12 protein-coding genes and 1 pseudogene are annotated in these 15,758 nt (G+C 67.6%); 6 read left to right on the forward strand and 7 right to left on the reverse strand.

The genetic code is table 11. The annotated features are described in order from the left end of the window. Positions 1 to 945: 945 nt before the first annotated feature. The 7 genes and pseudogenes from G6N26_RS26435 to G6N26_RS17745 form a co-directional block, all read right to left on the reverse strand. A complete protein-coding gene (locus G6N26_RS26435) occupies positions 946 to 1,254 on the reverse strand; it encodes a hypothetical protein (RefSeq protein ID WP_308208077.1) in 309 nt (102 codons plus the stop codon). Between the two features lie 469 nt (positions 1,255 to 1,723). Beyond that, positions 1,724 to 2,380 (reverse strand): annotated as a pseudogene (locus G6N26_RS26440) (hypothetical protein). 24 nt (positions 2,381 to 2,404) lie between these two features. Beyond that, the gene (locus G6N26_RS26585) at positions 2,405 to 2,854 is read right to left on the reverse strand and encodes a hypothetical protein (RefSeq protein WP_083015787.1); all 450 of its coding nucleotides are present in this window, start codon (positions 2,852 to 2,854) and stop codon (positions 2,405 to 2,407) included. 120 nt (positions 2,855 to 2,974) lie between these two features. After that, on the reverse strand, positions 2,975 to 3,304 hold the full coding sequence (locus tag G6N26_RS17730) for a DUF2563 family protein (protein WP_083015784.1): 330 nt from the start codon (positions 3,302 to 3,304) through the stop codon (positions 2,975 to 2,977). A gap of 128 nt (positions 3,305 to 3,432) precedes the next feature. After that, complete coding sequence (locus tag G6N26_RS17735) at positions 3,433 to 5,412, reverse strand: putative alpha/beta hydrolase (RefSeq protein WP_083015781.1); 1,980 nt, start codon at positions 5,410 to 5,412, stop codon at positions 3,433 to 3,435. A 39-nt stretch (positions 5,413 to 5,451) separates the two neighbouring features. Continuing rightward, positions 5,452 to 5,961 carry a pullulanase gene (locus G6N26_RS17740; RefSeq protein WP_083015778.1) on the reverse strand — a complete coding sequence of 170 codons (510 nt, stop codon included), beginning with the start codon at positions 5,959 to 5,961 and terminating at the stop codon, positions 5,452 to 5,454. 24 nt (positions 5,962 to 5,985) lie between these two features. Next, complete coding sequence (locus G6N26_RS17745; RefSeq protein ID WP_083015775.1) at positions 5,986 to 7,428, reverse strand: CCA tRNA nucleotidyltransferase; 1,443 nt, start codon at positions 7,426 to 7,428, stop codon at positions 5,986 to 5,988. A 127-nt stretch (positions 7,429 to 7,555) separates the two neighbouring features. Here G6N26_RS17745 and G6N26_RS17750 point away from each other — a divergent pair, with 127 nt between their 5' ends. The 6 genes from G6N26_RS17750 (at position 7,556) to sigM (ending at position 15,725) form a co-directional block, all read left to right on the forward strand. Beyond that, entirely contained in the window at positions 7,556 to 7,888 is a 333-nt protein-coding gene (locus G6N26_RS17750; RefSeq protein ID WP_225323513.1) for a hypothetical protein, read from the forward strand. Positions 7,889 to 7,899: 11 nt separating this feature from the next. Beyond that, on the forward strand, positions 7,900 to 8,205 hold the full coding sequence (locus G6N26_RS17755) for a hypothetical protein (RefSeq protein WP_083015772.1): 306 nt from the start codon (positions 7,900 to 7,902) through the stop codon (positions 8,203 to 8,205). 94 nt (positions 8,206 to 8,299) lie between these two features. Then, positions 8,300 to 9,034 (forward strand): NUDIX hydrolase, encoded by a 735-nt coding sequence (locus tag G6N26_RS17760; protein ID WP_067168084.1) that lies wholly within the window; start codon positions 8,300 to 8,302, stop codon positions 9,032 to 9,034. Continuing rightward, a complete protein-coding gene (locus G6N26_RS17765) occupies positions 9,031 to 11,424 on the forward strand; it encodes a hypothetical protein (RefSeq protein ID WP_067168085.1) in 2,394 nt (797 codons plus the stop codon). The genes G6N26_RS17760 and G6N26_RS17765 overlap by 4 nt, the downstream gene beginning before the upstream one ends. Before the next feature lie 65 nt (positions 11,425 to 11,489). Further along, positions 11,490 to 15,059, forward strand: coding sequence for a murein biosynthesis integral membrane protein MurJ (locus G6N26_RS17770; protein WP_067168092.1), 3,570 nt, complete (start codon positions 11,490 to 11,492; stop codon positions 15,057 to 15,059). A gap of 78 nt (positions 15,060 to 15,137) precedes the next feature. Further along, positions 15,138 to 15,725 (forward strand): RNA polymerase sigma factor SigM, encoded by a 588-nt coding sequence (gene sigM, locus G6N26_RS17775; RefSeq protein WP_083015769.1) that lies wholly within the window; start codon positions 15,138 to 15,140, stop codon positions 15,723 to 15,725. Positions 15,726 to 15,758: the final 33 nt, after the last annotated feature.

Here is a 15,758-nt window from a genome sequence, read left to right on the forward strand (position 1 = left end):
CCACCGCCACCCGGCATCTGTACACCATGCCCCTGCAGGCCGCTGACCGCTGACGATGGTCCCGTTGCACCACCGCCACCCGGCATCTGTACACCATGCCCCTGCAGGCCGCTGACCGCTGACGATGGTCCCGTTGCTCCACCGCCACCGCCACCGCCACCTGGCACCTCAGCACCGTGGCCCCCGGCGCCACCGAGGGCTGCCACCCGAGCCGGCGCGCCGCCTCCCGGCGAAGAACCAACGCGGCCTTGTCCTCCGCCCACGCCTGAACCCCCGGATGCCGCGGCCGACGCACCCCCACCCCGCTCCGTGCCACCCCCAAGCGCTTGCGTACCTGAGCCTCCAGGTTGGGGTGCAGCCGAATTCAAGTCATGCTCACTGATCGGGCTCGGTGGAGGAGGATCGTCGACGTTCAAGCCGTTGGCACGCGCCCAGCTCCGAGCGTCGCCCCCTATACCTTCAACATTGAGGATTTTCTGCGTCGCCGCCGTCATCTTGTCGAGCGCGTCACGACTAGCGTTCCCGGCATCCGCGTTACAGCGCGCCTGTACAGCTTGTATTTCCGCTAACTTTTGCGGAAGCAACTTCTTCGACGCAAGTATTTGATTGATCTCGTTATTACCCGAATTCGCAATCTCTGCCAATCTACTTCGTAGATAGTCAGTGGCGTCGGCGGCAGAATTGAATGCCGATGCCTTTGTTTGATACTTCTCGGCGAGGTCCAGGTGAAACTTCTCGCCCTGCTGGAAGCGGTCTATAAGGTCGTCTGCCGTATGCCCCTGATTCTGCGCCGCGAATAACGTCCACTGGGTGCGCAAGGTCTGCGAATAGAGCTGCTGCTCCGCGCATGCTTCACCCCAATGTTGGGCACCGGCCCGTAGTGCCGTCGACGGCGCTGGCCACCACGGTCCAATTAGCGCAGCCGTCCAGGTGCCCGGCGGAAGGTCAGCCCACACCGCATACCTTTTTCATTGCCGCGTCCTCTGCGTTCACGTCGGCGACAGCACCCTGAAATTCGGAATCGGGGGCGACTCCCTCGCTGCTCTTCGCCGTGTCCGTCAGGTACGCCGTTACTAGCGCCCCGGCGGCACCGCGGTGCTGTTCGTCCAGAGCAGGGTCGTTGGTTGCGTTGTAAAGCAGGATGGCGGAGTTCGTAAGGGCGGTGCGCGCGAACGCCTTATCGCTGCCGTTTGTATCAACTTGGACGGCTCTGGCGGCCAGCTTGTAGGTATCGCAAAGCCGCTGTGACGCCACTGCAGTTTCCGTAGCGGTATGAGTCGGTTCCGTAGGGATGGACGTCGACGAATTCGGATGCGCAGACCGAGTTAGCGCCACGATCAGTGCAGCGACAGCTGTCGCAGCCGTCGCCACAACAGCAATCGCCAGCCACGGGCGTGAGCGCGTCGCGGGCTGCTCAACTGGGTGAGGCGGCCCGTTCCCCGCAGGCCGCTGTGCGGCTGGCCCCTGACCGAAGCCCGAAGGCGCGTCGCCCTCCATCCGTCCCCCTATTCGTCGGCAGCGCGGTAAGTCCCGTTTCCGAGTGCCCGGCACCCTTATCGTTTCAATAGTGAGGCAGGCAACGCGACGACAGCAATTCACTACGAAGTGGACTGTCCTGGCGCTCTACTAACCCTTTCGGCTCCCGGAGATTTGCTCCGATACTCCAATAGTTGAACAGCTAACTGACTAAGGATCAATCAGCCGGACTGACGCGGAGGTATGGTCACCCGCTCCCGCAGACCCTTTTCATCGAAGCATCCTTGGCGTTGGCATCGTTCAAGGCAGATTGCCATGCTGGGTCTTGGCCGCCCGCCAAGCTGGATGTGGCCGCAACGTTGCTGTAGGCCTCAGCTAAAGCGAGCGCGGCGGCACGTTCACTCGGAGCAAGCCCCGGATTGTTATTCACGGCTTCTTGCAACATCACTGCGCCATTGACGGTCGCGATTCCTGCGAACGCCTGGTTAGTGCCATTCGTCTCTATTTGCACTGCGCGCGACGCCAACTTGTAGGCATCACATAACTTCTGATGCGCTGCCGCCGTTTGCTCCGCGGTGTACGAAGGGGTCGTAGAAGTAGTTGCAGAGGTCGTCGACGGGCTTCCCACAGTCCGCGTCAGCGCAACAACCAGAGCCGCTGCGCCCAGCAGTCCGGCAATCGCGGCCAGAATGATCGCTGACCATGGCCGCGGGCGTGGCGGCGGCTGCGTGGGAAACGCTGGTGGCCACTGCATTGGATTCGGCGGCGGGCCCCCGGTTGGCCCCCCACCCGAAGCTGGAGGCAAATCCTCCGCCATACGTCCTCCTCATAATTCGCACGCCCCTCCGAGACCGTCTCCCGGAGACTGCTCCAATAGTTGAACAGCTAACTGACTAACGATCAATCACCGTGACTTGCCGGGGGTAGGTCACCCGCGCCCGCATACCATTTTCATGGCGATATCCTTCGCGTTGACATCGCCGATCGTCGACTGCCACAAGGGATCGTCGCGCTGACGCACTGTCGCGGCAGTGGCTTGCGCATTGCTGTACGCCTCCGCCAACGCCACTGCTGCAGTGCGATCGCCAACTGCGATCGCAGGCGTTGTACTCAACGCGTGCTCTAGGATCAACGCCCCATTGACGGTGGCGATGCCCGCCAATGCTGGGTTTTCTCCATTCGTTTCAATTTGGACGGCTCGTGCAGCGAGCTTGTAAGCGTCGCACAACTTTTGGTGCGCCGCGGAGACTTCGGCAGCACTATAGGTCGGAGAGGACGTAGTAGGCGTCGGGCCAGACGCGGGCGGTCGGTTCGTAGCTACAACCAGTGCAACGACGGCCACTATCGTGGCGGCCACCGCTATAACAAACGTACCCACAACGATCGCTGGCCAGAACTGGGAGCGTTTTGGTGGCGGAGGCGGATAACCCGGTGCCCACTGCTCGAAGGGCGGGCCCGCAACCGGATTAGAGGGCTGCTCTTCCGCCACGAGCCTGCCTCAGCCGTTCAGCGCCGACGGGCCCGAACTCGGTCGCACCGCCTTGAGTTCGGCAGCGTTGTGCTGATCCATATTGGTGAACCCGTTGGCCGCGCGGTGTGCCTTCGTACCGACCCCGGTCAGCGTTTCGCTGTGGCCTTGCAGGTTTTTCACATGCTGCCCGTGTGCGGCCGTCACGGCACTGTGGAAGCTGGCGGCCGCTTCGAAATCACCGAACATCCCTGACTCCAGGGTTCCGCCGGCGAGGTGATCGGCCCCTTCTTGGGCGTGCCCACCCGCGCGGTGAGACTGGTTGCCTCCTGAGTGCAATTGCTCCGGATTGACGAACATTGGCACTCCTTCCGAACTTCGGGCCGACACGGCCTCCAGTGGCCTCATAGCCTTTTGACCAGCCTAAACGCACGCTGGCCAGCGGTCAATTCACCGGGCGTCGGGGCGAATCGCTGCCTCCGTCGCTCCTAGAAACCATGCCCGTTGGTGACGGTCCGCGCCGGGCGATCCCATTCCGGGTCCACGGCGACGGGCATCTGTATCTCGAGGTGGGGTAGCGAGACCGTTCCCAAGGGACTGTGGAGCTGGCGAGGCATCGCTATCCGCGCCTGAGCTCGGTCGGCCGCCAGCATGCCTTCGGCGGCCAAACGATCGCCGTGCCCGGTGACAATTTGAGTCATGTTGTGCAGCGCTTCGCTGCCCACGTCGTAATAGTGCCCGTGGTCGGTGAACCAGGGCGCGAGGCTGTGCGAGCCGGCGACTTCGGCGCGAAAGCGCACCGCTCCGAAAGCTTCGTGAGCCGGGTCGGCGCCCAGTCCGGCCCACGGGCCCAGCGGTCCCCCGAGCGTCTCGTTCAGCCCGTTCGGAAGCCCGCTGCCGGACTCCCCGATCCAGCTGATCGCATCGGTTGACGCGGCGCCCACATACAGCCTGCCGCCGTCGAGCCGAAAGTCCGCGGCGCGGTGCGCCAAATCGGTTCCCGGGCAACCGGTTAGCACGGCATCATTGGCGCGCATGCCGCTGTCGGCAAAGGCATCGGCCACGGTCGTGGATCCATAGGAATGTCCGAGGACGGTGACATGTCTCGGCGTGCCCGCATCGTGGGTCGCCGCGAGACCGTTGACGTCGGCGGCCAGCAGCGCACCCGCCTGCCGTGCCCTCCATGGAGTGCCAACCTGCTCTAGTTCCGCTGGGCGGGTGAGTGTCTGCTGCCAATGCGGAGGATCGAATTCCGGTGCGTCATAACCCATCCACGCCAACACCGCGGTCGTACCTTTCGGATCGGCCTTCGCCGACTGCTCGTAGAGGTTGATGGCGTCATCGGGGCCGTTGGACATCCATCCGCCCCTGACGCTGCTGTTGGTCCCCGGAACCATGACGGCCGTGTTCCGGGACCTGTCCGGGTTGCCAATTGCGACCGCAGCCCTGCCCTTGCCGTCGAACGCCAGCGGGTCATAAGCCCACAACATGATCGGAAGGCCGCGAGGCGCGTCAGAACGTTCGTCGCGCGCGAGGAAATCATTGGTCTTCACCGCATTCCGGTACCTGGCGATGTCTATGCCGCATAGACCGTATTCCCAAGGGCAGGTGAACACGTCGGCATCCCGATTGTTGAGTGCCTTGTCGCGCAACGCTTCCGGTGTCAACCCGCGGCGACGTGCGGCGCCTTCGACCTTCTGCAAGTCGTCGTTCATCGCCGCCCGATTCGCCGCGTCGCGCGCATCGGCCGGAATCCCGTTGAGGTTTCCCAACTCGGGGGGGTGTTGATCGGTCAGGAGCCGCTTTTGGTTGGTGCTCAACGAGTCCCACCAGCTTTTGACCAGATTCGGGCTGGTGTCCGACGGCGGGATCAGCAGCTCGTCGACGCCGCTGATCTCGACCGGGTCAGCACCGTCTGCTCGCAAAGCGCCCAGCGCCGCGCGGAGTACCGTCGCATACTGGTCACGTATCTGGCCGAGCACGAACACGATCGCCCTCGTCTCGTCGACGGCCTCCCCCCGCCGATCATCGACGCCGCAGCGGTCCCCGTCCGCAAGGGTTTCGCAAATCTCGTCGTCGATATCTTGTAGGTCGTACTCCAGCGCGGCGATGTACCACGCAGCCGTCCGTTGCGCTTCGGCCAATGCAGCGGCGACATTCTCCAAATCAATTGCGATCTTGGGTAATTGCTCGGCCTGCAGGCCGAGCGACCGCGACACGCATCGTACTTCGTCGGAGTCGTTGATGGGATGCTCACCACGTCGGCGATTCCACGCCGCCTCGAACCGCCGGCGAGCTGCCTCAAAGGCGGCAGTGGCCTCGGAGGTACTGGCCCCGGCGGCGCGGAAGGCCCGCGCCAGATCGGAGATCCGCGCCGGGCGCCCAGATTGCAAGCTGGCGTTGAGCACCCACGGATCACCGCCGGATTCAGCGACGAGAAACGGGAGGCTGATGTAGCGGAGTTCCATCGCTGCCGCCGTCGAACCGAAATCGCTACGCTAACAACCTCATAGGGCGCTCGCGCCGTCGGCGAGACCGTCTCCGTCGCTGTCGGTCAGCCGGACGTTCCACTTGCCGTCGCCGTCGGTGTCGACGTATCCGGTCACACCGTTATCGTCAGAGCGCAGCACCCGGTCGGCCAGCCCGTTGCCGTCGGTATCGAGAAGCCGGTCATCGGAACGCCCGTGGCCGTCGAGATCGACCAGCGGACCGCCGGTGTGCTCGACACCGTCGAGGCCGAACCAGCGCAGTTGGCCGCCGCGGTCCATCGCCACCGCCCACGTCCCGGATCCGTCGTCGGTGAAGTAGGCCTCGGGGGTGCCGTCGTTGTCGAGGTCGAGCACGGCGTGATCGACAAGACCGTCGCCGTCGAGGTCGGCGAGCGCGTCGTCGCGCAGCCCGTCGTGGTCGAAGTCCATCCCGATCGATTCGAAGCGGCCATCGCCGTCGAGGTCCAAGTCGGGTTGCCCGTGCCAAATCGCCGCCGCGCCATCATCGCCACCGATGCAATAGTCCACGACTACTCGGACGCGACCCCGCCGCTAGGCGTTCCCCCGCGACTGCCACCACGCCAACAATTCCGCGGTCGCCTCGTCGCTGTCCAACGGACCGCGCTCCAGGCGCAGCTCTTTCAAAAACCGCCACGCCTCACCGACCTGGGGACCCGCGGGAATGCCGAGCAGTTCCATGATCTGGTTGCCGTCCAGGTCGGGGCGCACCCGCGCCAAATCCTCCTGCGCCGCCAACTCCTCGATCCGCGTCTCGAGCCGGTCGTAGCTGGACTGCAGCCGCGCGGCGCGCCGCTTGTTGCGCGTCGTGCAGTCGGCGCGCACCAGTTTGTGCAACCGCGGCAACAGCGGGCCGGCATCGGTGACGTAGCGGCGCACCGCGGAATCGGTCCAGTTGCCCTCGCCGTAGCCGTGGAATCGCAGATGCAGATACACCAGCTGCGAGATGTCCTCGACCATCTGCTTGGAATACTTCAAGGCCCGCAACCGCTTTCGGACCATCTTGGCGCCGACGACCTCATGGTGGTGGAAGCTCACCCCACCGTTGGCTTCGTGGCGTCGGGTGGCGGGCTTGCCTATGTCGTGCAATAACGCGGCCCAGCGCAGTACCAAATCGGGGCCATCGTCTTCGAGTGCGATCGCCTGGCGCAGCACGGTCAACGAATGCTGGTAGACGTCCTTGTGTTGATGGTGTTCGTCGATGGCCATCTGCATGCCGCCGACCTCGGGCAACACCACCTCGCCCATGCCGGTCTGCACCAGCAGGTCGATCCCGGCCGTCGGGTCGTCGCCGAGCACCAGCTTGTCCAATTCGGCGGCCACCCGTTCGGCGCTGATCCGGGCCAGCTGGGGCGCCATCTGTTCGATCGCCTCGCGCACCCGCGGCGCGACGGTGAAGCCGAGCTGCGAGACAAACCGCGCCGCTCGCAGCATGCGCAACGGATCGTCGCCGAAGGACACTTCGGGCGCGGCCGGGGTGTCCAGCACCCGCTCGCGCAGCGCCGCCAGCCCACCGAGCGGGTCGAGGAATTCACCCGGCCCCTCCGGCGTGATGCGGACGGCCATCGCGTTGGCCGTGAAGTCGCGGCGGACCAGATCGTCTTCGAGGCGATCGCCGTACCGCACCTCAGGATTCCGCGACACCTGGTCGTAGGTGTCGGCGCGAAATGTGGTGATCTCCAAGCGATGGTCGTTCTTGCCGACGCCGATGGTGCCGAATTCGATTCCGGTGTCCCACAGGTTGTCGGCCCATCGCCGCAGGATGTTTTGCACCTGCTCGGGGCGCGCGTCGGTGGTGAAGTCGAGGTCGGGACTCAACCTGCCCAGCAAGGCATCCCGCACCGAACCGCCGACGAGATAGAGCTGGTGGCCCGCGGCGTCGAACGCCGAGCCCAGCTCGGCGAGCATGGGCGCATGCCTGTTGAGTGCGACCGCGGCGGCGGTCAGCAGCTCGGCATCCTGGGCGGCGTCAGGCACGTTCGATCAGCCTAGTCGGCTGGAGACGGAATGCCGGTGTGAGGAGCCTCGCACCCGCCCGGGTCATGGCGGGTGCGCACTGCAGGTGAGTTGACCTAGCGATTTGCAGTAGTAGCGTTACGCAGCCATGTCGTCGGCCCGCTCGAATTATCTCGATGCCGCCGCCTGGCGCACGGCCACATGGTCGGCGCCTTTCGTCGTTCAACTGACGTTGGCGGCGTTGCTTGTCGTGATGTGGCTGCTGGGCAAATGGCCATTCGAAACGCACAGCGCGTACGCCGGTGAGCGCGCATGGATGCTGACCTCGACCGTCATTGCGGCTTTGGTGTCCCTAGTGATCGGCGCCATGTTCTTGAGGTCGCCGTCTGCGCGCAATCGCGGCATTGGCCTCAGCGTGGCGGCATCCGCCGTCGTCGTCTTGGTCGGCGGGGCCATCTACGCCTACCTGATTCTGCGCTGAAAGGTGTTGCGATGACTGATGAACCAACGATCAGTGCATCGCAATTTCGCTATGGCCCAGTCACTTTTCTGGTCGCCACGCTGCACATCTTCGTCGTCGAGCTCGCCACGTGGCTCTTCATACCCTATTCAATCGTGTTCGTGCTTCCGCTAGTGCTCGTCTATCTCGCAATCTCCGCGTTTGTCGCGTGGGTGTGGCCTTCCGGAGTGGTGGGTCAGCTCGGGCGCGGAATGTTCATCGGCAGCCTGTCCGGGCCGCTGTCCCTGACCGTCTTCGGCGCGGCTTACGCAATAGCCCAAGCAATCGGCCCGATCTGACGCGACGGGACCGTTGTGGCTATTGCGCCATCGCGCACTCATCCAGCGGCGAGTATGTCCAGGAGAGCATGCCGTGCCAGCTACTATCGCTTGGGTGTCGGACGGCGAACAAGGCAAACCACGTCGGCGCCGGGGACGGCGCCGCGGTCGTGGCGCTGCGGCTTCGTCCGAGAAGCAGACCACGGGTCAAGTGAACGGCGATTCGACAGCCACGAAATCGCGCCGATCCCGCGCGTCTCGCCACGGGCCGGAGCGGCTGCGCACGGTGCACGAAACGTCCGCGGGCGGGTTGGTGATCGACGGGCTCGACGGACCGCGCGACTCGCAGGTCGCCGCCCTGATCGGCCGCATCGACCGGCGTGGGCGGATGTTGTGGTCGCTGCCCAAGGGGCACATCGAACTCGGCGAGACGGCCGAACAGACCGCCATCAGAGAAGTAGCCGAAGAGACCGGCATCGAGGGCAGTGTGCTGGCCGCATTGGGGCGCATCGACTACTGGTTCGTCACCGACGGGCGCCGCGTGCACAAGACCGTGCACCACTACTTAATGCGCTTCTCCGGCGGCGAGCTCTCTGACGAGGATCTCGAAGTCGCCGAGGTGGCCTGGGTGCCGATGCAAGAACTGCCGTCGCGGCTGGCCTACGCCGACGAACGCCGCCTGGCCCGCGTGGCCGACGAACTGATTGACAAGCTGCAAAGCGACGGACCGGCCGCGCTTCCCCCGCTGCCGCCCAGCTCGCCGCGGCGCCGCCCGCAGACGCACTCGCGGACTCGGCATGCTGACAAACCGGCCACCGGCCGGAAGAATGGCCACGGACCGGGGCCGTGACGGCGCCGCTTTTCAGTTGGGCCGGCTTGTTGCGCATCGCGGCCGTGCTCGGCATCGTGGCCGGACTTGCGGTACTCGCCGGGCCGGTGGTTCCGCCCGCGGCCGCGGGCGAGCCGGGCGGTACGCCGTTTATCCGGGTTCGCATCGACCAAGTGACCCCGGACGTGGTCACCACCACCAGTCCGCCCGTCGTGACCGTCAGCGGCATGGTGATCAACGTCGGCGACCGCCCCGTCCGCGATGTCATGGTCCGTCTCGAACACGCCGGCGCGATCACCGCCTCCGCCGGCTTGCGCACCACCCTGGACGGCGACACCGACCGATACGAGGCGGCCGCCGATTTCCTCACCGTGGCGCCCGAACTGCAGCGCGGGCAAAAAGTCGGCTTCACCCTGTCGGCTCCGCTGCGCGCGCTGACCAAGCAGTCGCTGGGAGTGGAAAAGCCCGGCATCTATCCGGTCCTGGTCAACGTCAATGGCACGCCCGACTACGGCGCTCCCGCGCGGCTGGACAACGCGCGTTTCCTGCTGCCCGTGGTCGGGGTGCCGCCGGACCGCGCCGACGACGTGGGCTCCGCCGTCGCGCCCGACACCTCCAAACCGGTGGGGATCACCATGCTGTGGCCGCTGGCCGACCGGCCGCGGCTGGCCCCCGGCGTACCCGGGGGGACCATCCCGGTCCGCCTGGTCGACGACGACCTGGCCACCTCCCTGGCCGGCGGCGGCCGGCTCGACATCCTGCTGTCGGCGGCCGAGGTCGCGACCAGTCACGACGTCGACCCCGACGGCGCCGTCGGCCGCGCGCTGTGTCTGGCGATCGACCCGGACCTGCTGGTCACCGTCAACGCGATGACCGCCGGCTACGTCGTGTCCAATTCCCCCGACGGCCCGGCTCAACTTCCCGGCGCCCCGACGCACCCCGGTACGGGCCAGGCCACCGCGGCCGAATGGCTGAACCGCCTGCGCGCGCTCGCGCACCGGACCTGCGTCGCCCCGTTGCCCTACGCGCAAACCGATCTGGACGCCCTGCAGCGCGTCAACGATCCCGGCCTCACCGCCACCGCCACCACCAGTGGCAACAGCATCGTCGACAAAATCCTCGACGTCTCCTCCGTCCGCGGCGCCACGCTGGTGCCCGACGCCCCGCTGACCGGCCGCGCGGTCAAGCTGCTCAGCGCCAACGAGGGCACGGTCGCGATTGCCGCCGCCGACCTGTCGGCCGCCGACACCCAGGAAACCGCGGTCGACACCGCTCCCCGGCGGTTGTCCCCGCAGGTCACGGTTGCGCCGTTCGATCCGGCCGTCGGCGCCGCCCTGGCCGGAGCGGGATCTGCCCCCGAAGTGCCCACCTATCTGGACCCCGCCCTGACAGTCCACCTGGCGCACGATTCAGTGACCGCCCGCCGCCAGGACGCCCTGGGCTCGATCTTCTGGCACGCGCTCCAACGCGACGACGCGCCCCGCACCCAGATCCTGGTCCCGCCGGCCACCTGGAACCTGCAGGCCGACGACGCGCAGGTCATGCTCACCGCGCTGAGCACCACCATCCGCTCCGGTTTGGCGGTCCCGCGCCCCCTGCCGGCGGTGGTCGCCGACGCCTCATCGCCCGCCGGACCACCGCAAGAGGCCGGTGCCTACCCCTCCGCGCGCGGCCAGGTCAGCGACGACGTCACCGGCGCGATCGCCGGGCAGGTCGGCCGGTTGTGGGGTTTGACCTCCGCACTGATGACCGACGACCGCACCGGGCTGACCGGGGTGCAGTACACCGCGCCGCTGCGCGAGGACATGCTGCGCGCACTGAGCCAGTCCGAGCCGCCCGATTCCCGCAACGGGTTGGCGCAGGAGCGCCTGGCCGTAGTCGGTAAGACGATCAACGACCTGTTCGGCGCCGTCACGATCGTCAACCCGGGCGGCTCGTACACGCTGGCCACCGAGCACAGTCCGCTGCCGTTGGCGCTGCACAACGGCCTGACCGTGCCGATCCGCGTGCGGGTGCATGTGGATGCCCCGCCGGGGATGAACGTCACCGACGTCGGGCAGATCGAACTGCCTCCCGGTTACCTCCCGCTGCGGATTCCGATCGAAGTGAACTTCACCCAGCGCGTCGCCGTCGACGTGACGCTGCGGACGGCGGACGGTCTGCGGCTGGGCGAGCCGGTGCGCTTGTCGGTGCATTCCAACGCCTACGGCAAGGTCCTGTTCGCGATCACGCTGTCCGCCGCGGCGGTGCTGGTGCTGCTGGCGGGGCGCCGGCTCTGGCACCGCTTCCGCGGCCAGCCCGATCCCGCCGACCTGGACCGCCCCGACCCGCCCCATGCCCGCCACGCCGCCGACTCCGGGGATACGCACGACGACGCCGACCAGCGGGTCGAACAAGAGCACCGAGTATGACCCCCGCCTACCGGCAGGCGCCCTCACACCACCACCGCCTGCCCGAGCCGTCGCGACGTTCCCCGATGCAGGGCTCGCCGCCGACGGGACCGCTGCCGCCCGTGCCCGCCGGCATCGATCGTCGACGCCCGGAACTGTCGGACGCTGCGCTGGTGTCGCGGTCCTGGGCGATGGCCTTCGCGACACTGATCAGCCGGCTCACCGGCTTCGCCCGGGTGGTGCTGCTCGCCGCGATCCTGGGCGCCGCGTTGTCGAGCGCGTTCTCGGTGGCCAATCAGCTGCCCAACCTGGTGGCGGCCCTCGTCCTGGAGGCGACGTTCACCGCGATCTTCGTGCCCGTGCTGGCGCGGGCCGAGCAGGGCGACCCCGACGGCGGCGCCGCGTTCGTGCGGCGCCTGGTCACGCTGACGACGGCGCTGCTGATCTTCGCCACCGTGGTCTCGGTCGTCGCCGCGCCGCTGCTGGTGCGGCTGATGCTCGGCCGCGCCCCGCAAGTCAACGAACCGCTGACCGTCGCCTTCGCCTACCTGCTTCTCCCCCAGGTCCTCGCCTACGGCCTCACCTCGGTGTTCATGGCGATCCTCAACACCCGCAACGTGTTTGGGCCGACCGCGTGGGCGCCCGTTGTCAACAACGTCGTCGCGCTGGCCACCCTGGCGATCTATGCGGCGGTCCCCGGCGAGCTCTCGGTCGATCCCGTCCGGATGGGCAACGCCAAGCTGCTGGTGCTCGCCATCGGCACCACGCTCGGCGTCTTCGTGCAGACCGGGGTGCTGCTGGTCGCGCTGCGCCGGCAACGTGTCGACCTGCGCCCGCTGTGGGGTATCGACGAACGCCTCAAACGGTTCGGCGCCATGGCCGCCGCCATGGTGCTCTACGTGCTGATCAGCCAGCTCGGGCTGGTGGTGGGCAACCAGATCGCCAGCACCGCGGCGGCCTCCGGGCCCGCGATCTACAACTACACGTGGATGGTCCTGATGCTGCCGTTCGGCATGATCGGGGTGACGGTGCTGACGGTGGTGATGCCGCGGCTGAGCCGCAACGCGGCTGCTAACGACACCAAGGCCGTGCTCGCCGATCTGTCGCTCGCCACCCGGCTGACGTTGATCACGCTGATCCCGATCGTGGCCTTCATGACCGTCGGCGGTCCGGCGATGGGCAGCGCACTGTTCGCCTACGGTCATTTCGGAAACGTCGACGCCGGATACCTCGGCGCCGCGATCGCGCTCTCGGCGTTCACCCTCATCCCCTACGGCCTGGTCCTCTTGCAGCTGCGGGTGTTCTACGCGCGCGAACAGCCCTGGACGCCGATCGTGATCATCCTCGTCATCACCGCGGTCAAGATCCTCGGCTCGGTGCTGGCGCCCCACCTCACCGACGACCCCAAGCTGGTCGCCGGCTTCTTGGGGATGGCCAACGGCGTCGGTTTTCTCGCCGGCGCTGTCATCGGCTACGTGTTGCTGCGACGCACGCTGTTGCCCGCGGGCGGCCAGCTGATCGGAATCGGCGAGGTGCGCACGATCCTGGTGACGCTCACCGCATCGATGTTGGCCGGCCTGATCGCGCACGTCGCGGACCGGTTGTTCGGGCTGGACCGGCTGACCGACCACGGCGGCGCCGGCTCCCTCCTTCGCCTGTTCGTGCTGGGGCTCATCATGCTGCCGATCACGGCCGCGGTCATGCTCCGCGCGCAGGTTCCCGAAGCCCGGGCCGCTCTGGACGCCCTGCGGTTCCGCATCACCGGCCGGGGGCCGCGGCCCCGCAGGCCGAAGGCGGCGGATCGATCGTCTCACCGGCGCCCGGTCACGTACCCTGAGCAGAGGAATTCGTCCCCGCCTGGGGTCAATGCGGTCCAGGAGCCGATCCGGCGCAGGCCTCCGGAGCGGGCAAACCGAGCCCGGCTAGCGAAAGGACCGGAGGTGACCGACCGCCCGATGGAGAGCCCCGCTTCCAGCGCCGGGCCCGGCACAGGGTCAGGGACTTCGCGGCCGGTCGCCGACGACTTCCAGCCCGACATTCCCGCCGACGAGCCGCAACGGTCGACGCCGCGCCCGCCCGAACCGGCCAACGGCGACCTCGCCGGCGAATCCCGGCGCGGGCCGGCCTCCTTCGATGCGCCCCGCGAGCGCGCCGCGGACACGTCCGGCGACGACGTCCACCTGGTGCCCGGCGCCCGGATCGCCGGCGGCCGGTATCGATTGCTGGTGTTCCACGGCGGCGCCCCGCCACTGCAGTTCTGGCAGGCGCTGGACACCGCGCTGGACCGGCAGGTGGCACTGACCTTCGTCGACCCGGACGGCGCCCTGCCCGACGAGGTGCTGCAGGAGATCCTGTCCCGCACGCTGCGGCTCAGCCGCATCGACAAACCCGGCATCGCCCGCGTCCTCGACGTGGTGCACACCGGCTCCGGCGGTCTGGTGGTCTCCGAGTGGATCCGCGGTGGTTCGTTGCAGGAGGTCGCCGACACCGCACCGTCACCGGTGGGCGCCGTGCGCGCCATGCAGTCGCTGGCCGCCGCCGCCGACGCGGCCCACCGCGCCGGCGTCGCGCTGTCGATCGATCACCCCAGCCGGGTGCGGGTCAGCATCGAGGGTGACGTCGTGTTGGCCTACCCGGCGACCATGCCCGACGCCAACCCCCAAGACGACATCCGCGGCATCGGGGCCGCGCTGTATGCCCTGCTGGTCAACCGGTGGCCCTTGCGGGAGAGCGGGGTGCGCAGCGGGCTGGCGCCCGCCGAACGCGACTCGTCGGGCAATCCCGTCGAACCGATGGCCGTCGACCGCGACATCCCGTTCCAGATCTCCGCGGTCGCCGTCCGGGCGGTCCAGGAGGACGGCGGAATACGCAGCGCCTCAACGCTTTTGAACCTGCTTCAGCAGGCCACCGCGGTCGCTGACCGCACCGAGGTGCTCGGCCCGATCGACGATTCCCCCTCGCCGTCGACCGCGCTCATCTCGCCCGGCCAGGAGCAGGCGAATTTTGCGCGCCGGCGGCGCAACGTGCTCATCGGCGCGGGCGCCGGCCTGGCCGTGATCGTGGTCGCCTTGCTGGTGCTGGCGTCGGTGGTGAGCAAGATCTTCGGCAACGTCGGCGGCGGCCTCAACAAGGACGAACTCGGACTCAACGGCCCCTCGTCGTCCGCCTCGTCGTCGGCGGCCACCACGTCCGCCGCCGCGGCCGGCAGCGTCGTCAAACCCACCAGGGCAAGCGTCTACTCCCCGGACGGCGAGGTCGATAACCCGGGCACGGCCGGACAGGCGATCGACGGCGACCCCTCCACCGCCTGGGCGACCGAGGTCTACACCGACGCCGTCCCCTTCCCCACTTTCAAACAGGGTGAGGGCCTGATCCTGCAATTGCCCAGCCCCACCGTCGTCGGGCAGGTCACCATCGACACGCCCAGCTCCGGGACCAAGGTCGAGATCCGCGCGGCCTCCTCCTCGGCGCCCGCCTCCCTCAACGACACCAAGCTGCTGGCTCAGGCCTTCACGCTCAAGCCCGGCCACAACGTGATCCCGGTCCGAGCGGGTTCGCCGACATCGAATCTGCTGGTGTGGATTTCGACGCTGGGAACCACGAGCGGCAAGAGCCAAGCCGGCTTTTTCGAGATCACGGTCCAGGCCGCGTCCTGATCCGCGCGTGTTCCGCCGACTCACATGGCCGCCGCCAAGTGAAGTGCCGCCGGATACCGGATTAGTTAATGTCCGGCCGTGGGCTTCGGGGGAAACGTCAAGCGGGACCGCAGTGACGCCGAGCTGCTGGCAGCCCACGTGGCGGGTGACCGCTACGCCTTCAGCGAGCTCTTTCTCCGTCATCAGCGCCACTTGCACCGGGTGGCCCGGCTGACCACGCGCACCCCCGAGGACGCCGAAGACGCGCTGCAAGATGCGATGCTCTCCGCGCACCGCGGCGCCGGCGCGTTCCGGCACGACGCCGCCGTCGGCAGCTGGTTGCATCGCATCGTGGTCAACGCCTGCCTGGACCGGCTGCGCCGCACCAAGACCCACCCGACCGTTCCGCTGGAGGACGTTTACCCGGTCGCTGATCGGACGGCCCAGGTCGAGACGACGATGGCGGTGCAGCGCGCGTTGATGCGGCTTCCCGTCGAGCAGCGGGCGGCGGTGGTCGCCGTCGACATGCAGGGCTACTCGGTGGCCGACACCGCCCGGTTGCTCGGCGTAGCCGAAGGCACGATCAAGAGCCGCTGCGCTCGCGGCCGTGGCCGCCTCGCCGAACTACTGGGCTACCTCAACGCCGGCGCGCACGCCACACCGGAGGCCGCCACCGGTCAGGCCTGACCAGACACCGCGCGGGCCCATCCGTGGCCATCC

Origin of the sequence: Mycobacterium marseillense (genome assembly GCF_010731675.1) — a bacterium.
Classification (GTDB): Bacteria; Actinomycetota; Actinomycetes; order Mycobacteriales; family Mycobacteriaceae; genus Mycobacterium; species Mycobacterium marseillense.